Below are 23,987 nucleotides of genomic sequence, written 5' to 3'. Positions count from 1 at the left end.
GGGTCAGCGCACCATTGCGAGCGGCGCGCCGGACTTCGACAGGGCGCCATCCATGGCGCCGCCCGCCGGGCGCAGGCGCGCCGCGACCGTGCCGCCGGGCTGGTAGAGGTAGACCTCGCCGTCGCGAAAATCCCAGGCCGTGACCTTGGCGAGGTCCTTGTTGGCGCAACCCGTGGACGACGCCTTGTAGAGGTCGAGGGCGGGCGTGCTCGCCAGGCTGACCCGGCAGCTCGCGCCGGTGGCGTCCTTGGCGGTCCAGCCGCCGACGACCGCGGAGCGTCCGCCGCTCGCGACCACCGGGGGTGGCGGCGGGGCGATGGCGGCCTGCTGCTGCACCGGCGGGGGGCTCGCCTCCGCCATGATCGGGCCGGACGGGTTGGCGACGACCGGGCCGGGTACCGCCGCGGCGCCGGGCGGCGGCGCCAGCGGGGCCGAGGTCACCGGGCCGGAGGACAGGCCGGGGCCGAGATCCGGCTCCTCCGGCGGCAGCGGCCGGGCGACGCGCGGCGCCGGGCGCGTCGAGGCGCCGATTCCCCCGGTGTCGAAGCGCGACGAGGAGCAGGCGCCGGCGCTCGCGGCGAGGGCCAGGGCGGCGACGGTGCAGAGGATCTGGCGCGGCATCGAGGGGTCCTGCGGGGCCTTGGAGTGGGGGGCCTTGGGGTGGAGGGCCTTGGGGCGGGCGGCGATCGTCGGGGATCGGTGATCCCCGCGAAATACGATCCCGCGAAGGCGCGCGCAGGGGTTTCCCCAACGACAAAGGCGCCCGGAGGCGCCTTTTCGAGGGGGTGTGGCCGACAGGACCCAGTCGGCCGCACCGGAGAGGGTCTGCGAGGTGGATCAGACCTCGCGAGCGACCATCATCTTCTTGATCTCGGCGATGGCCTTCGCCGGGTTCAGGCCCTTCGGGCAGGTATTGGCGCAGTTCATGATGGTGTGGCAGCGATAGAGCCGGAACGGGTCGTGCAGCCCGTCGAGGCGCTCGCCGGTATGCTCGTCGCGGCTGTCGATCAGCCAGCGATAGGCCTGGAGCAGGGCCGCCGGGCCGAGGAAGCGGTCGCCGTTCCACCAGTAGCTCGGGCACGAGGTGGTGCAGCAGGCGCACAGGATGCACTCGTAGAGCCCGTCGAGCCGCGCGCGGTCCTCGGGGGTCTGCTGCCACTCCTTCTCGGGCGAGGGCGTCTCGGTCTGCAGCCACGGCTCGATCGCCGCGTGCTGGGCGAAGAACGCGGTGAGATCCGGCACCAGGTCCTTCAGCACCGGCATGTGCGGCAGCGGGTAGATCTTGACCTGGTTCGACTTGCAGTCGTCGATGCCGAGCGTGCAGGCCAGCGTGTTCTGCCCCATGATGTTCATGGCGCAGGAGCCGCAGATGCCCTCGCGGCACGAGCGCCGGAAGGTCAGGGTCGCGTCGACCTTGTTCTTGATCCAGAGCAGCGCGTCGAGGACCATCGGGCCGCAATCGTCGCGATCGACGTAGTAAGTGTCGATCCGCGGGTTGGCACCGTCGTCCTGGTTCCAGCGGTAGATCCGGAACTCCTGGACGTTCTTGGCGCCGACCGGCTTCGGCCAGGTCTTGCCCTCGGTGTACTGGGAGCCTTTGGGGAGGTTGAACTGGGCCATCTGTCTATGCCTGATCGGTGCGGTCGAGCCCGAGGGGACGCATTCGCACCCGTCCGGTCTCGATGGTGAGGAGGGCTCCGGCGAGGAGGTCCGCCCGCGCCCCGTCGATCGCGCGGGCGACGAGGGGGCCGATGCGCCCGGGCAGCGTGGTTCCCGTGCGGAGCTGGATGACGCTCGGCGCGGTCGCATCCGACCGCGCCAGGGCAATCCCGAAATCGAGATCGGCCGTCATGACGGCGCGGCCGTGCGTCCGCGCCCAATCGATGATGTCGGTGTCGGGCGCGTCCTCCGCCCCCATCTCCGACCAGTGGACCGCGTCGTGCCCGAGGTTCGCGAGATACGGAACCCAGGCGGGGGTAAGGTTCATGTCGACCACGATCCTCACGCCGCCGGCTCGAGACCGATCTCGCGCTCCTGCGCCATCCAGGCCGCGTAGCGGAGAGCCTCGAGCACGTCCTCGCGCTCGAGGTAGGGATAGGCCGCCAGCAACTCGTCGATGCCGACGCCTTCGCCCAGATTCCCCAGGATCATCGCGACCGTCACCCGCTTGCCGCGGATGCAGGCTTTCCCGGCCATGACGGCCGGGTCGCGGGTGATCCGGGGGAACTCGGTCATCGATCCCTCCAACGTGGCCTCAGTACACGCGCGCCTTCGGCTCGATATACGCGATGTCGTTCGACATCGTGTAGGTGTGGACCGGCCGGTAATCGATCGCGACCTTGCGGGCGTCGGGGTCGAGCCAGGCGAGCGTGTGCTTCATCCACTGCTTGTCGTCGCGGTCCGGGAAGTCCTCGCGGGCATGCGCGCCGCGCGACTCGGTCCGGTTGGCGGCCGATTCCATGGTGACGACGGCCTGGCCGATCAGGTTGTCGAATTCCAGGGTCTCGAGCAGGTCGGTGTTCCACACGAGCGAGCGGTCGGTCACCTTCACGTCGTCGGCGCCGGCCCAGACCTTGTGGATCAGGCCCTTGCCCTCCTCCAGCACCTCGCCGGTGCGGAACACGGCGCAGTTGTTCTGCATCGTCTTCTGCATCTCGAGGCGCAGCTCCGCCGTCGGCGTGCCGCCGTTGGCGTAGCGGAAGCGGTCGAGGCGGCCGAGCGCCTTGTCGGCGGAGTCCTTCGGCAGCTCCGGCAGGCGGCCGCCCTTCTCCACCGTCTCGGCGCAGCGCAGGCCCGCGGCGCGGCCGAACACCACGAGGTCGATGAGCGAGTTCGAGCCGAGGCGATTGGCGCCGTGGACCGAGACGCAGGCCGCCTCGCCGATCGCCATCAGGCCCGGCACCACGTGGTCGGGGTTGCCGTTCTTCAGGGTCAGCACCTCGCCGTGGTAGTTCGTCGGGATGCCGCCCATGTTGTAGTGGACGGTCGGGATGACCGGGATCGGCTCCTTGGTCACGTCGACGCCGGCGAAGATCTTCGCGCTCTCCGAGATGCCGGGCAGGCGCTCGTGCAGGATCTTCGGGTCGAGGTGGTCGAGGTGGAGGAAGATGTGGTCCTTGCTCTTGCCGACGCCGCGGCCGGCGCGGATCTCCATGGTCATGGAGCGCGAGACCACGTCGCGGGAGGCGAGGTCCTTGGCCGAGGGAGCGTAGCGCTCCATGAAGCGCTCACCCTCGGAGTTGGTGAGGTAGCCGCCCTCGCCGCGCGAGCCTTCCGTGATGAGGCAGCCGGCGCCGTAGATGCCGGTCGGGTGGAACTGGACGAACTCCATGTCCTCGAGCGCGAGGCCCGCCCGCAGCACCATCGCGTTGCCGTCGCCGGTGCAGGTATGGGCCGAGGTCGCCGAGAAGTAGGCCCGGCCGTAGCCGCCGGTGGCCAGCACCGTCATGCCGGCGCGGAAGCGGTGGATCTCGCCGGTCGCCTGGTCGATGGCGATGACGCCGCGGCAGCGCCCCTCCTCGTCCATGATCAGGTCGAGGGCGAAGTACTCGATGAAGAAGTTGGTCTGCGCCTTCACGGCCTGGCCGTAGAGGGTGTGCAGCATGGCGTGGCCGGTGCGGTCGGCCGCCGCGCAGGTGCGCTGGGCGGTGCCCTTGCCGTAATCGGTGGTCATGCCGCCGAACGGGCGCTGGTAGATCTTGCCCTCGGCGGTGCGCGAGAACGGCACGCCCCAGTGCTCGAGCTCGTAGACCGCGGCCGGGGCGTTGCGCACCAGGTACTCGATCGCGTCCTGGTCGCCGAGCCAGTCCGACCCCTTCACGGTGTCGTACATGTGCCAGCGCCAGTCGTCCGGCCCCATGTTGCCGAGCGAGGCCGAGATGCCGCCCTGCGCCGCCACGGTGTGCGAGCGGGTCGGGAACACCTTGGTGATGCAGGCGGTGCGCAGGCCCGCCTGCGAGCAGCCGACGGTGGCGCGCAGACCCGCGCCGCCGGCGCCGACGATCACCACGTCGAAGGTGTGGTCGATGATGGTGTACGCCTTGCCGTTCTGGGCCGGCGCGGCGGAAGCGGTGGAGGCCATGGACGGTGATCCTGTTCTGGCGTTACGCGAAGGCCCGCAGGCTCACGCGCACGATGGCGTAGAGGCAGGCGACCGCGACGACGACGCAGTAGAAGTTGTTGGCGATGACCGCGGCGATGCGCAGGCCCTTGTCGTGGACGTAGTCCTCGATGACGATCTGCAGACCCATCCGCATGTGGTTGGTGACCGAGAGGACGCCAAGGATCAGCAGGATCGCCACCAGCGGGTGCGACACCAGGGCGACCGCCTCCGGGTAGGGCCGGCCGGCCATCAGGGCGACGATCACCACGAAGGCGAGGACGAGGGGCACGTTCGAGACCGCGGTGACGCGGTGCATCCACCACTCGCGGGTGCCGTGATGCGCGGGCCCGAGGCCGCTGATGCGGGCGCGGGGCGTGCGGATCGAGGGGCGGATGTCGGGGCGGTTGTCGACCATCTTGCGTCGTCCTTCAGCGGGCCACCAGGGCGACGAGCCAGATCACCACGGTCAGGGCGACCGAGCCGATCAGGGTGAAGCGGGCCATCGCGATGCGGGTGCCGGGCTCCATGCCGTGGCCGAAATCCCAGACCAGGTGGCGGATGCCGCCGAGCATGTGGTGCAGCAGGATCCAGGTGTAGACGAACAGGATCAGCCGCCCGAGGATCGAGCCGAAGAACCACGCCACCGGGCCGTAGGCGCCGGGGCCGGCGGCGAGCGCCACGAGCCAGAGCGCCAGCAGAGCCGTGCCGCCGTAGAGCGCCACGCCGGTGATGCGGTGCGCCACCGACATCGCCATGGTCCAGGTCCAGCGGTAGATCTGGAGGTGGGGCGAGAGCGGTCGGACGACCGGTCTGCCGGCGGGGTTCGTGGGCCTTGCGGTGTCCGCCATCGTGATCCTCAGGGTTCCCTGGTCTGTACCGGCTCTAAACTGGGTCACCTAACGGCTCCGCCGCGGGAGCGCAACGTGGCCGCGGATGCACGGGAGTGACAGACTTCCCAAGCTGTTTCCCTGGAACGCGTCCAATTCGCAATGCGGTTCTCGTTGACCCAGGCTTCGCGAACGGCGAAGGCCGATCCCGGCCCTGGTCATCGTCGGCCGGCCCGATCTACCTTCGCGGCCGGCGAAACGATCGGTCGAGTTCGGGACGGTCGACCGCCCCTCGTCGATCGCCCGGGAGGCGCCGCCATGCATTTCGACCTCGTCGACCTCAGCCTGTTCCGCCACGTCGTCGAGGCGGGCTCGATCACCCACGGGGCGAACCGCGCGAACCTGGCGCTCGCCGCGGCGAGCCACCGCATCCGCAGCATGGAGGCCTCGCTCGGCGCCGCCCTCCTCACCCGGGCCCGCCTCGGCGTCACCCCGACGCCGGCCGGGCGCACGCTGCTCGCCCATGCCCGCCAGATCCTCTCGGGCGTCGAGCGCCTGCAGGGGGATCTGGCCGCCTTCGCGGGCGGGGCGGCGGGGCAGATCCGCGTCCTGTCGAACACCAACGCGCTGACCGAGTTCCTGCCCGAGGTGCTCTCGGCCTACCTCGCCGAGCATCCGGGGGTGAGCGTCGACATCGAGGAGCGGCTCTCCGACGAGATCGTCGGCCTCGTCGCCGAGGGCGCGGCGGATCTCGGCCTCGTCGCCGGCACGGTCGAGACCGGTAGCCTCGAGACCTATCCGTTCCGCCGCGACCGGTTCGTCCTGGTGGTGGCGAGGGACCATCCGCTGGCCGCCCGGGACTCGGTGACCTTCACCGAGGTGCTCGGCCACGACCTCGTCGGGCTCGACCGGGCGAGCGCGCTGACCCGGTTCCTCGCGGGGAAGGCCGGGCGCAGCGGCCAGCCCCTGCGCCTGCGGGTGCAGCTGCGCGGCTTCGACGCGGTCTGCCGCCTGGTCGAGTGCCGGGTCGGCCTGGGCATCGTGCCGGAGACGACTGCGCGCCGGGCCGCCCGCACCATGGCGGTCGCCATCGTGGCGCTGGAGGACCCGTGGGCGGTGCGCGACCTCACGATCTGCCTGCGCGATCTCGCCGCCCTGCCCCCCTTCGCCCAGGATTTCGTCGCCCACCTGCGGGCGCCGGAGGAATGATGCGAAGTCCGGAAGATCCCGTCCGGACTTCGCATCACCAGCCCGCGCGGCGCATGAGCGAAGCCGAAATCCGCATCGCGAAGCAATCGATCGGCGATCGTGTGAGGCGCGTCAGCGGGCCGGGTTCGCCTTGGTCCAGGCCGACGCGAAAGCGTCGGCGACGGCCGTGCCGAAGCCCGGCAGCCGGCCCGGCAGGGCCGCGGCCCCGATCAGCAGCGCGGAATCGTGCGACCACAGGCCGATGGGCTTGGGCTCGAGCATCTGGCCGGTCGCCACCACCCGGGCCCCGGCGAGCGCGGCCCGCAGCTCGGTGAAGGCGCTCGCCGCACACACGATCTCCTCCCCCGCCCGCACGGCCTGCACGTTGACCGTCGTGAGCAGGGCCGGCACCGCCGGATCGTTCGGCTGCGGGATGAGCATCGTGAGGGTGGGGCTGGTCTGCACCGTCTGGCGTCCCGGTGCGACGGCCAGGCCCGCCTGCGCGACCCGGCCGCGCAAGGCCTCGTTGAGGGCGGCATCGATCTCGGCCGTGATCCCGCAGGCCTCCCGCACTGCCGGCTGGGCGTTGATGCCGCTCGCCACGCGCAAGGAGCGCAGGCCCGTCAGCGGCGAGCCCGGCGGGCCGTTCGCCTGTGCGCCGCTCGTTTGCGCGCCGGCGGCGCTCGCCGAGAGCACGAGAACGAGCGCGAGGGGAAACCGGAGCATGAATGGTCCCACGAATGTTCTCCTGCGTCGGGGAAAGTCGCGACGGTGCGGTCAGGCCGGGACGGGTCGGGCGGGACCGGCGGACCTGCGCCGCCCCAGCCCGTAGAGCAGCACGGAGACGAGGACCGCCCCCGCGACGAGGCCGCTGGCGAGGAGCGGCCGATAGGCGATCCAGGCCGCGCCGATCACCACCGGGCCGACCAGGGCCGTCGCCGCGAGCGCCACGACCGTGACCGCGCCGGAGACGATCGAGCCGAGCACCGGCAGGCTGCGCGCCAGCACGTTGACCGGCGCGAACAGCCCGGCGAAGCCGAGGAACAGGAAGACGAGGCCGAGCCCGCGCAGGAGCCACGTCGTGCGGCGATTGTCCGCCTCGCCCCGTGCGACCAGGGTTTCGGCCGGGTGCAGGCCGGTGGCCGCGAGCAGCACGCCCTCGCCGTTCGCGGCCCGGTACGGGGTCAGGCCGTCGGCTCCCTGGCGGCCGAGGAACGAGGCCGGTCCCTCGGGGGCCAGCAGGTAGGTGACGCGCAGGTCGCCGACCCGCGGCGCCTCGGGGCCGGCTCCGACGTGGTAGGCCCCGCCGCTCGCCCGCACCGGGCGCCCGAGGGATTGCCGCAGGGCGGCGGCCCCGATCTCGTCGGCCGGCAGCGCGCCCTGCGCCGGCAGCAGCCGGGATGCCTCGGCCCCGACCGGCACCGCCTCGACCCGCGCGTCGGCGGCGCCGAAGCTGCGCGAGCGCACCGGGAAGGCCGGGTTGTCGTGGCCGGCGACGCGGAAGCCGGTGGAGTGGACCGGCTGCTCCGACCATTCGCGCCGGTAGACGAACTTGCGCTCCGCTCCGGAGCCCTGCTCGCTCTCGCGCCACTGGTACATCTCGACCTTGCGCGCGAGGGCGAGCCCGCGCGAGCGCGGGCCGAGCTCGTCGTCGATGGCGCCGGCCACGGTGGTGGCCGGGCCGGCGAGGTGGACCAGCGCCCCGTCGAGGGCGGGGTCGCGGCGATCGGTCGGGACGGTGCGCACCACCGCGCCGGCCTCCGCCAGGGAGCGGGCGACGCGCACGGCGCGGCCCTCGTTCCAGAGCAGGCCCAGGCAGGCGAGCGGCACCAGGACGAGCCCGACGATCATCGATCCGACGCTGTCGGACAGCCGCTCCGCCAGGCTCTGGGGGGCGGCGACCGCGTGATCGTCCTCGCCGGGCTCCGCTGCCGGAGGGCGCGTCTCCCCGTCGAGGGCGCCGGGCCCGTGATCCATCGCCGCCGCCTCCGCCGCCCGGGATCGCCCCGCGCTCCTTTGCGGCCCATTCATCCGGAGGAAGGCGGCCCGCGTCTCTCCTCGGAAGTGACGAGGGGCGAGAAAATACCGGTGCGCCCGCGCAGGCCCCGGGCGCGCCGGCCCTCCCCTCTGCACACCCGGCCCGTCCTCGGGTAAGACTGCGTGATCCCGAGACAAGCGACGAGGCGACGACCCCCTCCCATGCAGGATCCCGAGCACCCGTCCGAGCCCGCCGCCCTGGTCGATGCCGAGGCGCATTCCGCCGGCTTCCGGCAGGTGCGCGAGGCGCGCCGGCTCGAGCTGGTGGAGGACTACGTCGAGCTGATCGCCGACCTGATCGGCGACGGCGGCGAGGCGCGGCAGGTCGACATCGCGGCCCGCCTCGGCGTCGCGCAGCCGACGGTGGCCAAGATGCTCAAGCGCCTGGCCGAGGACGGGCTGGTGCAGCAGCGGCCCTATCGCGGCGTGTTCCTGACCGAGGCCGGCCGGGCGCTGGCCGCGGAGGCGCGCGAGCGCCACCGCGTCGTCGAATCGTTCCTGCTCGCGCTCGGCGTCAGCCCGGACGTGGCGCGCTGCGACGCGGAAGGCATCGAGCACCACGTCAGCCGCGAGACCCTCGAGGCGTTCCGCCGCTTCACCGCCGCCCGGACCGACGCCTGAGCGCCGGCGGGCGGCGGACGTCCCTCACGCCGCTCGGACGCTTCGCAGGAAGCCCTCGGTCTGCGCGCTCAGCTCGCGGGAGCGGTCCGAGACCTCGGACGAGGCGGCGATCACCCGCGCCGCATTCCTGCCGGTCTCCTCGGCGGAGGCCGACACGCTCGCGGTGCCGGCCATCACGTCGCCGGCCCCGGCGGCGGCCTGCGAGACGTTGCGGACGATCTCGTGGGTCGCGGCGTTCTGCTCCTCGACCGCGGCGGCGATCGCCGTCGTCAGGCCGCTGATCTCGCGGATGCGCGTCCCGAACCCGCCGATCGCCGCCACCGCCTGGGCCGTCGAATCCTGGATCCGCGTGATCTGCGAGGCGATCTCGTCCGTCGCCTTGGCGGTCTGGTTGGCGAGCTCCTTGACCTCGGCGGCCACCACCGCGAAGCCGCGGCCCGCCTCGCCGGCCCGCGCCGCCTCGATCGTGGCGTTCAGCGCCAGTAGGTTGGTCTGGCCGGCGATCGACGAGATCAGGCTCACGACGTCGCCGATCTTGCTCACCGCGCCGCTCAGCTCCTGCACCAGGCGCGCGGTCCCGTCGGCCTCGACGACCGCCGCCTCCGCGAGGGTGGCCGAGCCCTGCACCTGGCGCCCGATCTCGGTGACCGAGCCGCCCAGCTCCTCCGAGGCCGCCGCGACCGTGTCGATGTTGGCCGAGGTCTGCGTGGCCGAGCCCGCCACCTCGGTCGAGCGGGCGCTGGTCTGGTCGGCGGTGCCGGCCATCGCAGAGGCCGCCGCCTGCATCTCCCCGGCGGCGCTCGACAGGCTGGCGAACAGGGCCGAGGAATCCCGGGCGAAGCCGTCGATCAGCGCGTCGAGTTCGCGGGCCCGCGTCTCGTCCCTCGCCTTGGCCTCCATCTCGGCGTGGATGTCGACGAGCGAGCCGCAGATCCGCAGCGGGACGCCGTGGGCGTCGTAGGCGGCGCCGCCGGTGGCGCGGAACCAGCGCGGCCGGCCGTCCGGCATCACGATCCGGTACTTGACGTCGTAGGCGCCCTGGTTCTTGACGTCCTTGATCGCTGCCGCGAAGGCGGTCATGATCCGGACGAGATCTTCGGAGTAGATCCGGCTCGACCACGATTCCAGCTTGTCCGGATACGACTCGGCCGTCGTGTAGCCGACGACACGGCGGAATTCCGGCGTCCAGGTGACCTTGGTCTTCGGATGCGCGAGGTCGCCCTGGTGCGGGATGACCTCCCACAAACCGACGCCGGCGCGGGTCGCAAGCAGTTCGAGAAAGCCGTCCTGGCGTGAGAAGCGCTTCAGCATCGGGTCGTCGTTCCGTTCGGATCGACGACGACGCTACGATGCAGCCGTGAAGGGGACGTTACGTCATGGGCCGGGATCCCGAGCGCAGGAGCGCCATCGATTCGCGTCCCGGCCTCGTCGCCGCGGCCGGAACCCGCTCGCTGCGCAGCGTCGGGGCGTCGGCCCCGACGCCGCGCGGGCGGTCCTCAGCGCGGCATCAGGGCCCAGTAGTCGAGGTCGAGGATCACCGCCGGGTCGTAGCCGTCGCCGGACTTGTCCGGGTGGGTGCCGCAGGGCCGGTTCTTGGTCGCGACCGTGCGCAGGCGAAGCGCCCCGACGTCGCTGCGCCCCGGCAGGTCGGCCACCTCCAGCACCTCGCTCCAGGCATAGACCGTGTCGCCGGCGAACAGGGGCGCGACGTGGCGCCCGGCATTGATGCCGGCGATCGAGAAGGCGTTGCCCAGCCCGTTGAAGCTGAGGGCCCGGGCGAGCGAGATGACGTGGCCGCCGTAGATCAGCCGCTTGCCGAAGCGGGTGTCCTTGGCCGCAAAGCCGTCGAAATGGACCTTGGCGGTGTTCTGGAACAGCCGGGTGGCGATCTGGTGCTCGGCCTCCTCGACGGTCATGCCGTCGACGTGGTCGATGCGCTCGCCGGCCGCGTAGTCGCCGAGGCGGTGCGGGCTGCCGGCGAGGCCGAGATCGTAGGTCTCCGGATTCAGGGGCGGCAGGCCGGCCGCCAGTTCCTCCGGCGCCACCGCCTTGGCGAGGCTCGGCACCGCCTCGGCCTCGATTCCAGCCTCGGGGTCGCGCTTGCGCACCAGCACCCAGCGGCAATAGCTCAGCACCGCCTCGCCCTGCGCGTCGTACCCGGTGGAGCGGACGTAGACCACGCCGGTCTGGCGGTTCGAGCTCTCCTTGAGGCCGATCACCTCCGAGACGGAGTTCAGGGTCTCGCCCGGATAGACCGGGCGCAGGAAGCGCCCTTCCGCGTAGCCGAGATTGGCGACCGCGTTGAGCGAGATGTCCGGCACCGTCTTGCCGAACACGACGTGGAACACCAGCAGGTCGTCGAGGGGCGCCCGGGCGTAGCCGAAGGCGGCCGCGAAGGCGTCGGAGGATTGCACCGCGAAGCGCGGGCCGTAGAGCGCGGTGTAGAGCGCCACGTCGCCGGCGGTCACCGTGCGCGGCGTGGCGTGGCGGATGGTCTCCCCGAGGCGGAAATCCTCGAAGAAACGGCCCGGATTGGTCTTCATCGTCGCCCCTCGTGCGAGAATCTTCGCTTCTCGTGCGAGAGCCTGCCGGGCGCGGGAGACGCCGGGCAGGCTCCGGATCGTTCGGCCGGCCGGAAGCTTCGCTGTCCGGCCGGTGCATCGGGGAGAGTTGAGGGGCAGCCCCGCCGGCCGGTCAAGCCCCACCGGCGGGTGGCCCGCCGGTCAAGGCCGCGAGCCGCTCCGCCAGGGCCGGCCCGTCGCCGGCGACGCGAAACAGCTTGATCCGGGCGGCGGCCCCGGTGGCGAGGGTCACCGCCGAGGCCGGCAGCCCGAGGGCGCGCCGCAGCACGTCCCGGATCGCCGCGTTGGCGGCGCCGTCCTCCGGCGCCGCCCGCACCCGCACCTTCAGCACGGGCAGGCCGTCGTCCCGGGTCTCGACGCCGTCGAGGGCGTCGCGCCCGCCCCGCGGGGTGGCCCGGACCCGGACCTCGATCCCCCCGGGGGTGATCCGCCAGGGCGCGGCCATCGCCGCCCCCGCGGTCGTCACGGCCTCACGCCACGCTGGCGAAGAGCTCGAACACCAGGTTGCGCAGGAAGAACAGGCCGAGGACCAGGATGATCGGCGAGATGTCGATGCCGCCGAGGTTCGGCAGGATGCGCCGGATCGGCCGCAGGGCCGGCTCGGTCACCCGGAACAGGAACTCCCCGATCTGCGACACGATCGGGTTGCGCACGTTGACCACGTTGAAGGCCACGAGCCAGCTCAGCACGGCGCTGGCGATGAGCAGGTACACGTAGAGCGTGATGATGTTGTCGAAGAGCCAGAGTAGCGAGCGCATGCGCGGTCCGTGCGAGCCCGGGGCGCCCGCGCGCAGTCGCGACGCGGCGGGGCCACCAAGGGAATTGACAGGCTGAGAAGGGCCGGCCTACAAGGCACCCGCCTCGGACGGGGCTGTAGCTCAGATGGGAGAGCGCCGCAATCGCACTGCGGAGGTCAGGGGTTCGAATCCCCTCAGCTCCACCAGGCCTGCCCAGCGTGGTTAACGCAGGGTTGGCCCGGTGACGGGGCAGGTGGCGAAAGCCACCGGGTAGGTGACATCGCTTCGGCGATATGACATATGCCCGCTTTCGGCGGGGCTGTAGCTCAGATGGGAGAGCGCCGCAATCGCACTGCGGAGGTCAGGGGTTCGAATCCCCTCAGCTCCACCAAACCTCTGTTTGGTCGGAACTCGTTCTTGACGGCGTGAGACCGGGACGGCGATGGCCGGAGCCCGGTTTCGTCGCGTCTCGCATCGGCCGACCGGCGAAGGTCTTCGTCGTGAGCGGATCGGCCGTCACGGCCCGACGAATCCGCGAACGGAAGATCGACGAGGCGAGCACAGCCCTCCCCGTCGGCCCCGCACCCCGCTCCCGCACCGCGGAAAAAATGCCTCCGCCACGCTCGAACCACCCCACCGGCGAGGCGTTGGTCGGCGATTCCCGATACCCATACTGAGTATAAACACTCGGGAGTGGAGCCAGCGGCGCAACCGCGCCCGGGATCACCGGACACCGGCCAGGAGAGCCCGATGTACTATCACGACAAGCGCCTGCAGTACCCGGTCAAGGTCGAGAAGCCCGACCCCCTGTTCGCTCGCCAGCTGCAGCAGGCGATCGGCGGCATCGAGGGCGAGATCCGCGTCTGCCTGCAGTACTTCTTCCAGGCCTGGGGCGCCCGCGGACCCAGCACCAAGTACCGCGACGTGCTGCTGAACACCGCCACCGAGGAGATCAGCCACATCGAGATGCTGTCGACCGCGGTCGCCCTCAACCTCGAGGACGCGCCCGCGACGCTCCAGGAGACCTCCGCCCAGGCCAACCCGATCGTCGGTGCCGTGATGGGCGGCGAGCGCCCGCGCCACGTCGTCGAGGGCATGCTCCAGCGCCACCTGCTCTCCACCGGCATGGCGGCCCTGCCCGTCGATTGCGACGGCGCGCCGTTCGACTGCTCGCACGTCTATGCCAGCGGCAACCTCGTCGGCGACATGTTCTGCAACGTGGCCGCGGAGGCGACCGGGCGCACCCTGGCGGTGCGGCTCTACAACTCCACCCACGACAAGGGCATGCAGGACATGCTCAGCTTCCTGATCGCCCGGGACACGATGCACCAGCAGCAATGGCTGGCGATCATCGAGGACATGGGCGGCCTGAAGGAAGGCCTGCCGGTGCCCAACAGCTTCGACCAGTCGAAGGAGGCGCAGGAATTCAGCTATATGTTCATGGGCACCGAGCGCAACGGCACGCCGGTTCCGCCCGGCCGCTACTCGCAGGGCCCGTCGATCGACGGCAAGGGCCAGTTCCACTTCAAGGCGTTCGAGCCCCTCGGCGAGGAGCCGGTGCTCGGGCCCGCCCGGCCCGATTCGGCCGCCCAGAAGGAGCAGATGGCCTCGGCGCCGGTCACCAACAGCAAGACCTAGTCCACCGGGACGGGGCGCACCCGCGGTCGGGCCTCCAAGATTGAGCTTGACCTGCGCGCCCCTGATGTAAGATCGATTGCCGTTCCTTAGGGACAGGGCGGCAATCGATCACCAGACCCGACGTCGCCCGGGCCGACTTCGCCCTCCCGGACGAGCGGCCCCACGGTCGGGGAAGGCACATCATGGATTACCAGTACGTCGACGGCCATCTCCAGGTCCGCCGGACCGAGGAGGAGAAGAAGCCGATCCTCCAGCGCCTCAAGCGCATCGAGGGACAGGTGCGCGGTCTCCAGGCCATGGTGCAGGAGGACCGCTACTGCCTCGACGAGGTGCAGCAGATGAACGCCATCACGGCGGCGGTGCGCGAGGCGGTGCTGCAGCTCATCAGCACGCATCTCGACGCGTCCGTCGACTACGCGGTGCGCGCCGAGGATCACGACGGTGCCGTCGAGGAGATGACCCGGGTGCTGCGCGCCGCCCTGCGGCAGACCTGAGGCCGGCGCCCCCGCGCTGTCCGGTCGCCCTGGCGGTGCCGGATCCCGGTCTTATCTAGGCTCCATGCCCGACGCGCGATGCCCCGCGCGTCCCCTCGCACGAGCCTCGTCCTCCATGTCCGCCTCCGACAGCGAAGCCAATCGCTTCTCCGCCCGCGCCGCCCGCTACGCGAAGGTCGGCGCCAATGTGGGCGGCGTCGCCGCCCGGATGGCCGGGGCGCGGCTCCTCGGCCGCAAGGGCGAGGACGTGTCGAGCGCCGCCGCCCTCGCCCAGGCGCTCGGCGGCCTCAAAGGGCCGATCATGAAGGTGGCGCAGCTGCTCGCCACCGTGCCGGACCTGCTGCCGCCCGAATACGCCGCCGAGCTGCAGAAGCTGCAATCCGAGGCGCCGCCGATGGGCGCGGCCTTCGTCAAGCGCCGCATGGCCGCCGAGCTCGGGCCGCAATGGCAGGGCCGCTTCGGCAAGTTCGACCTGCGCCCCGCGGCGGCCGCCTCCCTCGGCCAGGTCCATCGCGCCGAGACGCTGGACGGCGTCCCGCTCGCCTGCAAGCTGCAATATCCGGACATGCAATCCGCCGTCGAGGCGGACCTCAAGCAGCTCGAGCTCGCCTTCGCCCTGCACCGCCGCATCAGCTCGGTCATCGACACCCGCGAGATCGCCAAGGAGATCGGCGACCGGGTGCGCGAGGAACTCGACTACACCCGCGAGGCCAAGCACGCCGCCCTCTACGCCGACGTGCTCAAGGGCGTCGAGACCGTGCGGGTCCCGGTCGTCCATCCCGACCTCTCGACCAAGCGCCTGCTCACGCAGGGCTGGCTCGAGGGCGAGAAGATCCTCAATTTCACCGGCGGGCCGCTGGAGACGCGCAACCGCCTGGCGCATGCGATGTTCCAGGCCTGGTGGCACCCCTTCAGCCGCGCCGCGGTGATCCACGGCGACCCCCATCTCGGCAACTACACGGTGTTCTCGGACGGGGGTGAGCCCGCGGGCATCAACCTGCTCGATTACGGCTGCATCCGCATCTTCCACCCCCGCTTCGTCGGCGGCGTGGTCGATCTCTACAAGGGGCTCCTGCACGGCGACGAGGCGCGCATCGTCCACGCCTACGAGAGCTGGGGCTTCCGCAACCTCACCCGCGAGCTCGTCGACATCCTCAACATCTGGGCCCGCTTCATCTACGGCCCGCTGCTCGAGGACCGGGTCCGCACGGTGGCGGACGGCGTCAAGCCGAGCGAGTACGGCCGCCGCCAGGCCTTCGAGGTCCACCGCGCCCTCAAGGAGCGCGGGCCCGTGACGGTGCCGCGGGAATTCGTGTTCATGGACCGGGCGGCGGTGGGCCTGGGCGCGGTGTTCCTCCACCTGCGCTCGGAACTGAACTACCACCGCCTGTTCGAGGCGCAGATCGACCGCTTCTCCCTCGACGAGCTCGCGGCGCGCCAGCACGCGGTTCTCGAGAAGGCGGGGCTGCCCCAGCCGGCCTGAGCGACGGCGGGCGGCGCGGCGTGCGCCGCCGCTTCGAACTGGAAAAAGGTGCGGATCCGCGCCCCCTCCCTTGATCCATGATGGCCCCGGATCGCATCCGGGGCCCGTTCCCGCCCCCAAGACGCGTGCCGGCGCAACGACATACGGCGAAACCCGGCCTGTTCGTCCCGCGCCCGCGGCCCGCCCATCGGCTGATTGCCCGGACCTTGAGCTTGCGCTAAAGCCCGCCCAACGAGCACAAGACGGGGTCTACCGCATCATGGCCAACATCGATCACGCCACCGACTCCGCCTACAGCCCGGAGATGGACGGCCCGACCCACGAGGCCACCTACCGGGGCTTCGTCAGCTTCGTCGAGATCGCCACCGGCGTCGTGATCTGCTGGGTGCTGTCGCTCGCCGTCGGCGGCGTGCGCGAGGCCTGGATCACCGCCATCGTCGGCGTCGTGCTCGGCGGCATCGCGGGAGCGATCGGCGCCCTCTCGCCGGGCATCCGCTGGCGCGCTCCCGCCGCCGTGGCGGTGCTGCTCGCGCTGCTTCTCGCCTTCTACTAGGGGACGGGCGGCCTGCCCGCCCTTTCCTCACCGCGCCTATAAATTGCGCGTGACTTAATCGTTGAAGATTTGTAACCGAAGCCGTTCCCTCACGCGAGGGAACGGCTTTACAGTTGTGGGGCAGGCGTGGCCTTGTACATGCCGGCCCCTAGGGGGGATCGGCGCACCGCGCCGGATATCGACCAAAGGAAGTCTGAATGCGGATCGCGGTCCTATCCGAGACCGATCCGGCGGAGCCGCGGGTCGCGGCGGTCCCGGAAACGGTGAAGAAGTACAAGGCTCTGGGGGCCGAGGTGATCGTGCAGTCCGGCGCGGGCCTGAAGGCCGGCGTGCCGGATGCCGAGTACGAGGCCGCCGGCGCCTCGATCGCGCCCGACGCCAGGGCCGCGGCCGAGGGCGCGGACGTCGTGCTCAAGGTGCGCCGCCCCGGCGCCGACGAGCTGCCGGCCCTGAAGCGCGGTGCGATCGTGGTCGCCATCATGGACCCTTACGGCCACGAGGCCGAGGTCAAGGCGATGGCGGATGCCGGCGTCGCGGCGATCGCCATGGAGCTGATGCCCCGCATCACCCGCGCCCAGGTGATGGACGTGCTCTCGAGCCAGGCCAATCTCGCGGGCTACCGCGCGGTGGTCGACGGCGCCGCCGTCTACGGCCGGGCGCTGCCGATGATGATGACCGCGGCCGGCACCGTGCCGGCGGCCCGCATCTTCGTGATGGGCGCCGGCGTCGCCGGCCTCCAGGCCATCGCGACCGCCCGCCGCCTCGGCGCGGTGGTGACCGCCACCGACGTGCGGCCCGCCGCCAAGGAGCAGGTCGAGTCGCTCGGCGCCAAGTTCGTCGCCGTCGAGGACGACGAGTTCAAGCAGGCCGAGACCGCCGGCGGCTACGCCAAGGAGATGTCGGCCGAGTACAAGAAGAAGCAGGCCGAGCTGGTGGCGAGCCACATCGCCAAGCAGGACATCGTGGTCACCACCGCGCTGATCCCGGGCCGGCCGGCGCCGAAGCTCGTCACCGCCGACATGGTGGCGGCGATGCGGCCGGGCTCGGTCCTCGTCGACCTCGCGGTCGAGCGCGGCGGCAACGTCGAGGGCGTCAAGGCCGACGAGGTCGTGGAGACCGAGAGGGGCGTGAAGATCGTCGGCTACGCCAACGTGCCGGGGCGGCTCGCCGCCACCTCGTCGAGCCTCTACGCCCGCAACCTCTACGCCTTCGTCGAGACCCTCGTCGACAAGGCCTCGAAGGCGCTGGCGGTGAAGTGGGACGACGAGCTCGTCAAGGCGACCTGCCTGACCCGCGACGGCGCCGTCGTCCACCCGAACTTCCAGCCCAAGGCGGCTTAAGCCCTCGCCCGCAATCGGAGGAGACCTCATGGCTACCCTTCCCCCCGACCAGGCGGCCGAGCAGGCGCGCGCCGCCGCCGCCGCCGCCCGCAACGCGGCCGACATCGCCGCCCGCGCCGCCGACCAGGCGGCGATCATCGCCGACAGCGTCGGCCACGGCGTCGCCGCCGCGACCCACGGCGCCATCGACCCGACCGTGTTCCGCCTCGCGATCTTCGTGCTGGCGATCTTCGTCGGCTACTACGTGGTCTGGTCGGTGACCCCGGCCCTCCACACCCCGCTGATGTCCGTCACCAACGCGATCTCCTCGGTGATCGTGGTCGGTGCGCTCCTCGCCGTCGGCGTGCCGCTGATCGAGAAGGGCACCGGCTGGGCCCGCTTCTTCGGGTTCATCGGCCTGGTCTTCGCCAGCGTGAACATCTTCGGCGGCTTCCTCGTCACCCAGCGCATGCTCAGCATGTACAAGAAGAAGGCCTGAGGCGATGTCGGAGAACGTCTCCTCGCTCCTCTACCTCGTCTCCGGCGTCCTGTTCATCCTGGCGCTGCGGGGCCTGTCCCACCCGACCACCTCCCGGCAGGGCAACCTGTACGGCATGATCGGCATGGGCATCGCCATCCTAACGACGCTGGTCGGCCACGCGCCGTCCGGCGTCGGGGCGTGGTTCCTGGTGCTGCTCGGCCTCGGCATCGGCGGCGGCGCCGGTGCGGTGATCGCCAAGCGCGTGCCGATGACGGCGATGCCCCAGCTCGTCGCGGCCTTCCACTCCCTCGTCGGCCTCGCGGCCGTCGCGGTGGCGGCCGGCGCCCTCTACGCGCCGCAGGCCTTCGGCATCATCGAGAACGGCGCCATCCACAAGCAGTCGCTGTTCGAGATGGGGCTCGGTGTCGCCATCGGCGCCATCACCTTCACCGGCTCGGTGATCGCGTTCCTGAAGCTCGACGGCCGCATGTCGGGCAAGCCGATCATGCTGCCGCAGCGCCACGCCATCAACATCGTGCTCGCCATCGTGCTGGTGGCGCTCCTCGCCGGCTTCATCGGCGGCGGCAGCAAGGTGCTGTTCTGGCTGATCGTGATCCTGTCCTTCGTGCTCGGCGGCCTCCTGATCATCCCGATCGGCGGCGCGGACATGCCGGTCGTAGTCTCGATGCTCAACTCGTACTCGGGCTGGGCGGCCGCGGGCATCGGCTTCACGCTCGGCAACCTCGCGCTGATCATCACCGGCGCGCTGGTGGGGTCGTCCGGCGCGATCCTGTCCTACATCATGTGCCACGCGATGAACCGCTCGTTCATCTCGGTGATCCTCGGTGGCTTCGGCGGCGACGCCGCGGCGGCCGGCGCCGGTGGCGGCCAGGTCGAGACCCGGCCGGTCAAGCAGGGCTCGGCCGACGACGCGGCCTTCATCATGAAGAACGCCGAGAAGGTCATCATCGTGCCGGGCTACGGCATGGCGGTGGCGCAGGCCCAGCACTCCCTCCGCGAGATGGCCGACCAGCTCAAGAAGGCCGGCGTCGACGTGAAGTACGCCATCCACCCGGTGGCGGGCCGCATGCCGGGCCACATGAACGTGCTGCTCGCCGAGGCCAACGTGCCCTACGACGAGGTGCACGAGCTGGAGGACATCAACGGCGAGTTCCCGCAGGCCGACGTGGCCTTCGTGATCGGCGCCAACGACGTCACCAACCCGGCCGCCAAGACCGATCCGCAATCGCCGATCTACGGCATGCCGATCCTCGACGTGGAGCGGGCGAAGACCGTGCTGTTCATCAAGCGCGGCATGGGCTCAGGCTATGCCGGCGTCGAGAACGAGGTGTTCTTCCGCGACAACACCATGATGCTGTTCGGCGACGCCAAGAAGGTGGTCGACGAGATCGTCAAGAACTTCTGACGGTCGGCCCGCGAGGGCACGATCTGCCGGAGCGCTCTGCTCCGGACCGGGAAAGCGGGGCCTCGTGCCCCGCTTTTCGCGTTCAAGGGGTCGCGCGGGTGAACCCTCCCCCCCTCTGCAGCAGAGCTGTCCGGGGAAAAGAAGAGGCGCCTCCCCTCTCCCGTGTGGGAGAGGGGTCGGGGCGATCGAAGATCGCGCAGGGTGGCTCGGGTTCCGCAATGAACCAGGACCGTCGAGCTGCGCAGCTCAATGGTTTCAGCTTCACACGGAAGCGCGCCACCCTCACCCCTACCCCTCTCCCACTCGGGAGAGGGGATCCCGCGCTTTGTTTTTAAAGGTGGTTTTCCCCGGACAGCCCTGCCTCCTGCGGGCGAGGGCTCTCACGCGCCGCCATCAGAGAGCGAACGCCCCCACTGTCGCCCGGCTGCGGCAGCGCGCACCCGCGAATCCCGCTACACTCCGCCCCGTGTCCATGCTCCTCGACCTGCCCCGCCCGCTCCTCGACGTTCACCGCTCCGCCCTCGGGCGGCCCTGGCACGAGCGCTGCGCCTCGGCGCAGGCGCAAGGGCTCGCGGTCGCCATCGCGCAGGGGCACGGCCTGCCGGAGGTGCTGGCCCGGGTGCTCGCCGGCCGCGGGGTCGACCTCCACGCCGTGCCGGGCTTCCTCGAGCCGCGCCTGCGCGACCTGATGCCCGACCCCGCCGTGCTGGTCGACATGGAGGCGGCGGCCGACCGGCTGGCCGCCGCGATCCAGACGCGCGAGCGGGTCGCGATCTTCGGCGACTACGACGTCGACGGCGCGGCGAGCGCCGCGCTCCTGGCGAGCGCGCTGCGCGACCTCGGCGTACCCTACCGGCTCCACATCCCCGACCGCATCACGGAAGGGTACGGCCCCAACGTCGCAGCGGTCAGGATGCTGGCCGAGGAGGGCGCGACGCTCCTCGTCACCGTCGATTGCGGCACCGCCGGGCACGAGCCGCTCGCCGAGGCCGGCCGCCTCGGGATGGACGTGGTGGTGCTCGACCATCACGGCGCCCCCGAGGTGCTCCCGCAGGCCCGCGCCGTCGTGAACCCGAACCGCCTCGACGACCTCTCGGGCCTCGGTCATCTCTGCGCCGCCGGCGTGGTCTTCCTGACGCTGGTGGCGCTCAACCGGCGCCTGCGCCGCGACGGCCTCGCGATCCCCGACCTGATGGCCGGGCTCGACCTCGTGGCGCTCGCCACCATCGCCGACGTGGTGCCGCTCCACGGCCTCAACCGCGCCTTCGTGCGCCAGGGCCTCGCCGTGATGCGCGGCCGCGGCCGGCGGGGCCTCGCCGCCCTCCTCGACGCGGCCGGCCTCTCCGAGACGCCGCAGGCCTGGCATCTCGGCTTCCTGCTCGGACCCCGCATCAATGCCGGCGGGCGCATCGGCGATTCGACGCTGGGTGCCCGCCTCCTGCTCTGCGAGGACCCGATCGAGGCCGCCGGCATCGCGGCGCAACTCGACGCGCTCAACCGCGAGCGCCAGGCGATCGAGGCCGCTGCCGTCGCCGAGGCCGAGGCCGAGATGGGGATGCGCCTCGAGCGCGACCCCGACCAGCCGGTCCTCGTCGCCGGCAGCCCGGACTGGCACCCGGGCGTCGTCGGGCTGATCGCGGCCCGCCTCAAGGAGCGCTTCGGCCGCCCGGCCTTCGCCTTCGCGCTGCGCCAGGACGGCACCGCCACGGGCTCGGGCCGCTCGATCCCGGGCGCCGATCTCGGCCGCGCGGTCCGGGCCTGCGTCGAGGCCGGGCTCGCCGCCAAGGGCGGCGGCCACGCCATGGCGGCGGGCGTGACGCTCGCCGCCCTCGACCTCGACCGGTTTCGCGAGGCGCTGTCGGGCGACCTCGCGGCCTCCGTGGCCGAGGCGCGCCTCGGCGAGGCGCTGCTCGTCGACGGCCTCGTCTCCGCCGGCGGCGTGCAGCCGGACCTGGCCGACGCCGTCGAGCGGGCCGGCCCGTTCGGCCAGGGCGCGCCGGAGCCGGTCTTCGCGCTGGCCCGCCACCGCGTCGCCGATGCGCGCGTCGTCGGCACCGGCCACGTCAAGGCGCAGCTGCGCGGCCGGGACGGCGTCGCGGTCGGCGCCATCGCGTTCCGGGCGGCGGAATCGCCGGTCGGGCGGCTCCTGCTCTCGCATATCGGCCGCGACGTCCACGCCGCCGGCACCCTCTCCCGCGACCGCTGGCGCGGGGCCGACCGGGTCGAGCTGCGGCTGTGCGACGTGGCGGAGGCCGACTGACGGACAACCCGCGCGCCGCCGGAATTTTGCCGGGCGAACCGGGTCCGTATCCGGCTTGACACCCCCCGGCCGCCCCACCATAAGGGCCCCGTCGCCGACAGGCGGCCCCTGCCGGTGACGGCAGCGTGGGGGAATGTCCCGAGCGGCAAAGGGGGCGGACTGTAAATCCGCTGGCTATGCCTTCGTAGGTTCGAGTCCTACTTCCCCCACCACTTCATCTTACAGTTTCGTTTCATGATCTTCGTCCCGTGATCACGGTGCCGCGAGGCCTCCGTAACGGGAATCGCTGGGGTTGTGCTCACCTTGACAGGTGCAGGCCTCCCCACCATAAGGACCCGCCGCCGACGCGGCGGCCCCTGCCGGCGACGGCAGCGTGGGGGAATGTCCCGAGCGGCAAAGGGGGCGGACTGTAAATCCGCTGGCTATGCCTTCGTAGGTTCGAGTCCTACTTCCCCCACCATCTCCTCCTCTTCATGATCGCAACGGGCCGCGAGGATGCCGCGCCAGCGGGTCATTGCTCCGTCACCTCGCCCAGGGCCGCCAGCAGGGACGCCCGCGCCCGGCTCACCCGGCTCTTCACCGTGCCGACCTGGCAGCCGAGCCGGACCGCCGCCTCCTCGTAGGTGTAGCCCTCGGCGCCGATCAGCAGCAGCGCCTGGCGCTGGGCCTCCGGCAGGGCCTGCATCCGCTCCTGGACCACCCGCAGGGTGCTGGCATGGTCCTGGTCGGCCGGCGCGGCCAGTTGGCCCGCCAGCAGGCCGTCGCTGTCCTCGACTTCCCGGCGCCCCTTCCGCAGTTCCGTGTAGAACTGGTTGCGCATGATCGTGAACAGCCAGGCGGTGAAGTTCGTGCCGGCCTGGAACCGGTGCTGGTTGGCCCAGGCCCGGGCGCAGGTTTCCTGAACCAGGTCGTCGGCCCGCACCACGTCGTGCGAGAGCGAGAGGCCGAAGGTGCGCAGGGCCGGCAGGGCCGTCATCAAAGCGTTACGGAAGTCGAAGCTGATCGCTTCGCCCCGCGCCGCCAGGGCTGCCTCGAAACGGGTCAGAAGCTCGGCGAGCCGCGCCGGCAGCACAGCCTGGTCAGTGGTCCGGAAGTACTCCTGCAGGGGCTGCCTGAGATGATCTTGGATGATGTGGGCGGGAAGCGCGCCGGAGGGCTGGGGCAATTCGGACGGGAGCGCGGTCGAGTCGGTCTTCATTGTCGCGAGAGAGCCCCTGATTGCGACGGAATTCTCTCTTTTTAACGGTTCGAATGTCGATGGCAATAGAAGCTCGGCCGGTGCTCGACGAAGCCGGAACCCTCGCGGGTCTCGCCGCGCCGGCGCAGGGGACCCGGCCGGGTGCGGCCGGGCCTGATCCCGCGCGGCGTCGCCGGCTCAGTATCGGTCATAGGAGCGCCCCTCCTCCCGGTAGCGCATCGCCCGGTAGGGCCGGTCGTCGCCCCGGCGCTCGACCTTGCGGCGCCAGCCATGCGCCGGCGCCCAGGACGGCGGCCCGCCGCGGACCTCGCCGTAGCCGCCGCGGGCCCAGGGCGGATCGGCCTGGGCCGCCGTGGTGGCGCTGAGGAGGCCGGCCGCGGCCAGGGCGGTGAAGGCGAGAGGAAGAACGGTCCTGCGCATCGGCACATCTCCATCGGAATCGCGTCAAATGCGGATCGAATGACGCCAGCAACGGCGCCGCCGTGAAAACCGTTCCACAATCTCCAGCCCCGCGCTCGAGAGCTTTCGTTTCCAAATCATTGCGGGACGGCACGGAGATGCCGCGGAACCACTTCGTCGGGCATGCCGTTCCTGGCCATCTTCGACGGGAGACCGCCATGAAGCAGATCACGATCACCCTGCTGGCCGCGACGACGCTCGTTGGCGGCGCTTGGCTCGGCGGCGCTTCGGCGGCCGGGCAGTACGGGGCCTCCGCCCGCTCGCCCGGCCACGAGATGCAGGACCGGGGCAGCCGGAAGGGCAGCCCCGGCGCGTCAGGCTACGCGCCGGGCCACGAGATGAAGTCCGACACGACCGGGACGACCTCGCGCGGCACCGGCGACATGAAGTCCGGCAGCACCGGCTCCCCGACCCGCCGCTAACCGAGAAGGCCACGGCGCGACGCCGCGCCGTGGCCCTGCCTGGCCTCACCCGGTCGTCTCACGCGCGTGTCCTCTCACGGGTGCGTCTTCTCACGGGTGCGTCTTCTCACGGGTGTCATGGGCCGCTGCTTCAAGGCGGCACCGGTGACGGGAGAAGGAC

The 23,987-nt window shown here is 71.4% G+C and carries 26 protein-coding genes and 4 tRNA genes; 15 read left to right on the top strand and 15 right to left on the bottom strand.

Going from position 1 to position 23,987, the window contains the following annotated elements; genetic code table 11:
- Positions 1-3 precede the first annotated feature (3 nt).
- The 7 genes from DK419_RS24670 to sdhC all read right to left on the bottom strand — a co-directional run bounded on the left by DK419_RS24670 (position 4) and on the right by sdhC (position 4,950).
- Positions 4-621, bottom strand: coding sequence for an AprI/Inh family metalloprotease inhibitor (locus DK419_RS24670; RefSeq protein ID WP_109961428.1), 618 nt, complete (start codon positions 619-621; stop codon positions 4-6).
- Between the two features lie 216 nt (positions 622-837).
- A complete protein-coding gene (locus tag DK419_RS24665) occupies positions 838-1,620 on the bottom strand; it encodes a succinate dehydrogenase iron-sulfur subunit (protein WP_109961427.1) in 783 nt (260 codons plus the stop codon).
- 4 nt (positions 1,621-1,624) lie between these two features.
- Positions 1,625-1,987 carry a DUF5615 family PIN-like protein gene (locus DK419_RS24660; protein ID WP_162561394.1) on the bottom strand — a complete coding sequence of 121 codons (363 nt, stop codon included), beginning with the start codon at positions 1,985-1,987 and terminating at the stop codon, positions 1,625-1,627.
- Positions 1,988-2,001: 14 nt separating this feature from the next.
- A complete protein-coding gene (locus DK419_RS24655; protein WP_109961425.1) occupies positions 2,002-2,235 on the bottom strand; it encodes a DUF433 domain-containing protein in 234 nt (77 codons plus the stop codon).
- 19 nt (positions 2,236-2,254) lie between these two features.
- The gene (gene sdhA / locus DK419_RS24650; RefSeq protein ID WP_109961424.1) at positions 2,255-4,081 is read right to left on the bottom strand and encodes a succinate dehydrogenase flavoprotein subunit; all 1,827 of its coding nucleotides are present in this window, start codon (positions 4,079-4,081) and stop codon (positions 2,255-2,257) included.
- A gap of 22 nt (positions 4,082-4,103) precedes the next feature.
- A complete protein-coding gene (gene sdhD, locus DK419_RS24645; RefSeq protein ID WP_109961423.1) occupies positions 4,104-4,517 on the bottom strand; it encodes a succinate dehydrogenase, hydrophobic membrane anchor protein in 414 nt (137 codons plus the stop codon).
- Between the two features lie 13 nt (positions 4,518-4,530).
- Positions 4,531-4,950, bottom strand: a complete 420-nt coding sequence (gene sdhC, locus DK419_RS24640; RefSeq protein ID WP_109961422.1) for a succinate dehydrogenase, cytochrome b556 subunit — start codon at positions 4,948-4,950, stop codon at positions 4,531-4,533.
- A 297-nt stretch (positions 4,951-5,247) separates the two neighbouring features.
- Here sdhC and DK419_RS24635 point away from each other — a divergent pair, with 297 nt between their 5' ends.
- Entirely contained in the window at positions 5,248-6,138 is an 891-nt protein-coding gene (locus tag DK419_RS24635; RefSeq protein WP_109961421.1) for a LysR family transcriptional regulator, read from the top strand.
- Positions 6,139-6,249: 111 nt separating this feature from the next.
- On the opposite strand, the gene DK419_RS24630 is transcribed toward DK419_RS24635, so the two are convergent.
- Together DK419_RS24630 and DK419_RS24625 are read right to left on the bottom strand one after the other, a co-directional pair.
- Positions 6,250-6,843 carry a hypothetical protein gene (locus DK419_RS24630; protein WP_109961420.1) on the bottom strand — a complete coding sequence of 198 codons (594 nt, stop codon included), beginning with the start codon at positions 6,841-6,843 and terminating at the stop codon, positions 6,250-6,252.
- Positions 6,844-6,894: 51 nt separating this feature from the next.
- Entirely contained in the window at positions 6,895-8,094 is a 1,200-nt protein-coding gene (locus DK419_RS24625) for a TMEM43 family protein (RefSeq protein WP_162561393.1), read from the bottom strand.
- Between the two features lie 222 nt (positions 8,095-8,316).
- Here DK419_RS24625 and mntR point away from each other — a divergent pair, with 222 nt between their 5' ends.
- Positions 8,317-8,775 (top strand): manganese-binding transcriptional regulator MntR, encoded by a 459-nt coding sequence (gene mntR / locus DK419_RS28840; protein WP_162561392.1) that lies wholly within the window; start codon positions 8,317-8,319, stop codon positions 8,773-8,775.
- 24 nt (positions 8,776-8,799) lie between these two features.
- On the opposite strand, the gene DK419_RS30055 is transcribed toward mntR, so the two are convergent.
- From DK419_RS30055 to DK419_RS24605, 4 genes are all read right to left on the bottom strand, one after another.
- On the bottom strand, positions 8,800-10,086 hold the full coding sequence (locus DK419_RS30055) for a methyl-accepting chemotaxis protein (protein WP_109961418.1): 1,287 nt from the start codon (positions 10,084-10,086) through the stop codon (positions 8,800-8,802).
- Positions 10,087-10,271: 185 nt separating this feature from the next.
- The gene (locus DK419_RS24615; RefSeq protein WP_109961417.1) at positions 10,272-11,318 is read right to left on the bottom strand and encodes a MaoC family dehydratase; all 1,047 of its coding nucleotides are present in this window, start codon (positions 11,316-11,318) and stop codon (positions 10,272-10,274) included.
- A 151-nt stretch (positions 11,319-11,469) separates the two neighbouring features.
- Complete coding sequence (locus DK419_RS24610; protein ID WP_109961416.1) at positions 11,470-11,802, bottom strand: DUF167 family protein; 333 nt, start codon at positions 11,800-11,802, stop codon at positions 11,470-11,472.
- A gap of 25 nt (positions 11,803-11,827) precedes the next feature.
- Positions 11,828-12,115 carry a YggT family protein gene (locus tag DK419_RS24605; protein WP_109961415.1) on the bottom strand — a complete coding sequence of 96 codons (288 nt, stop codon included), beginning with the start codon at positions 12,113-12,115 and terminating at the stop codon, positions 11,828-11,830.
- A 109-nt stretch (positions 12,116-12,224) separates the two neighbouring features.
- Here DK419_RS24605 and DK419_RS24600 point away from each other — a divergent pair.
- The 12 genes from DK419_RS24600 (at position 12,225) to DK419_RS24545 (ending at position 22,208) form a co-directional block, all read left to right on the top strand.
- Positions 12,225-12,300: transfer RNA gene (locus tag DK419_RS24600), tRNA-Ala, on the top strand.
- A 109-nt stretch (positions 12,301-12,409) separates the two neighbouring features.
- Positions 12,410-12,485 (top strand) — tRNA-Ala (locus DK419_RS24595).
- 359 nt (positions 12,486-12,844) lie between these two features.
- Positions 12,845-13,732: a manganese catalase family protein gene (locus tag DK419_RS24590; protein ID WP_109961414.1), complete on the top strand. Its 888-nt coding sequence runs from the start codon at positions 12,845-12,847 to the stop codon at positions 13,730-13,732.
- Positions 13,733-13,914: 182 nt separating this feature from the next.
- Positions 13,915-14,226: a metal-sensitive transcriptional regulator gene (locus DK419_RS24585; RefSeq protein ID WP_109961413.1), complete on the top strand. Its 312-nt coding sequence runs from the start codon at positions 13,915-13,917 to the stop codon at positions 14,224-14,226.
- 115 nt (positions 14,227-14,341) lie between these two features.
- Positions 14,342-15,709, top strand: coding sequence for an ABC1 kinase family protein (locus tag DK419_RS24580; protein ID WP_109961412.1), 1,368 nt, complete (start codon positions 14,342-14,344; stop codon positions 15,707-15,709).
- Between the two features lie 259 nt (positions 15,710-15,968).
- Entirely contained in the window at positions 15,969-16,262 is a 294-nt protein-coding gene (locus tag DK419_RS24575) for an aa3-type cytochrome c oxidase subunit IV (RefSeq protein ID WP_048432900.1), read from the top strand.
- Positions 16,263-16,459: 197 nt separating this feature from the next.
- Positions 16,460-17,602, top strand: a complete 1,143-nt coding sequence (locus DK419_RS24570; protein ID WP_109961411.1) for a Re/Si-specific NAD(P)(+) transhydrogenase subunit alpha — start codon at positions 16,460-16,462, stop codon at positions 17,600-17,602.
- A 28-nt stretch (positions 17,603-17,630) separates the two neighbouring features.
- The gene (locus DK419_RS24565) at positions 17,631-18,080 is read left to right on the top strand and encodes a proton-translocating transhydrogenase family protein (protein ID WP_048432898.1); all 450 of its coding nucleotides are present in this window, start codon (positions 17,631-17,633) and stop codon (positions 18,078-18,080) included.
- A 4-nt stretch (positions 18,081-18,084) separates the two neighbouring features.
- On the top strand, positions 18,085-19,488 hold the full coding sequence (locus tag DK419_RS24560) for an NAD(P)(+) transhydrogenase (Re/Si-specific) subunit beta (RefSeq protein ID WP_109961410.1): 1,404 nt from the start codon (positions 18,085-18,087) through the stop codon (positions 19,486-19,488).
- A gap of 472 nt (positions 19,489-19,960) precedes the next feature.
- Entirely contained in the window at positions 19,961-21,748 is a 1,788-nt protein-coding gene (recJ, locus tag DK419_RS24555; protein WP_208642384.1) for a single-stranded-DNA-specific exonuclease RecJ, read from the top strand.
- 127 nt (positions 21,749-21,875) lie between these two features.
- Positions 21,876-21,960 (top strand) — tRNA-Tyr (locus DK419_RS24550).
- Positions 21,961-22,123: 163 nt separating this feature from the next.
- Positions 22,124-22,208, top strand: a tRNA-Tyr gene (locus DK419_RS24545).
- 51 nt (positions 22,209-22,259) lie between these two features.
- Here the strand turns inward: DK419_RS24545 and DK419_RS24540 are convergent.
- Together DK419_RS24540 and DK419_RS24535 are read right to left on the bottom strand one after the other, a co-directional pair.
- Complete coding sequence (locus DK419_RS24540; RefSeq protein ID WP_109961408.1) at positions 22,260-22,946, bottom strand: sigma-70 family RNA polymerase sigma factor; 687 nt, start codon at positions 22,944-22,946, stop codon at positions 22,260-22,262.
- Between the two features lie 177 nt (positions 22,947-23,123).
- Positions 23,124-23,366: a hypothetical protein gene (locus DK419_RS24535; protein ID WP_109961407.1), complete on the bottom strand. Its 243-nt coding sequence runs from the start codon at positions 23,364-23,366 to the stop codon at positions 23,124-23,126.
- 197 nt (positions 23,367-23,563) lie between these two features.
- On the opposite strand from DK419_RS24535, the gene DK419_RS24530 reads away from it, so the two are divergent.
- Positions 23,564-23,827, top strand: a complete 264-nt coding sequence (locus DK419_RS24530; protein WP_109961406.1) for a hypothetical protein — start codon at positions 23,564-23,566, stop codon at positions 23,825-23,827.
- The last annotated feature ends 160 nt before the right edge of the window (positions 23,828-23,987 follow it).

The organism is Methylobacterium terrae, from assembly GCF_003173755.1.
Lineage (GTDB): Bacteria > Pseudomonadota > Alphaproteobacteria > Rhizobiales > Beijerinckiaceae > Methylobacterium > Methylobacterium terrae.
The sequence above is the reverse complement of the archived record's forward strand: the minus strand, read 5'-3'. Positions and strand labels throughout refer to the sequence as shown.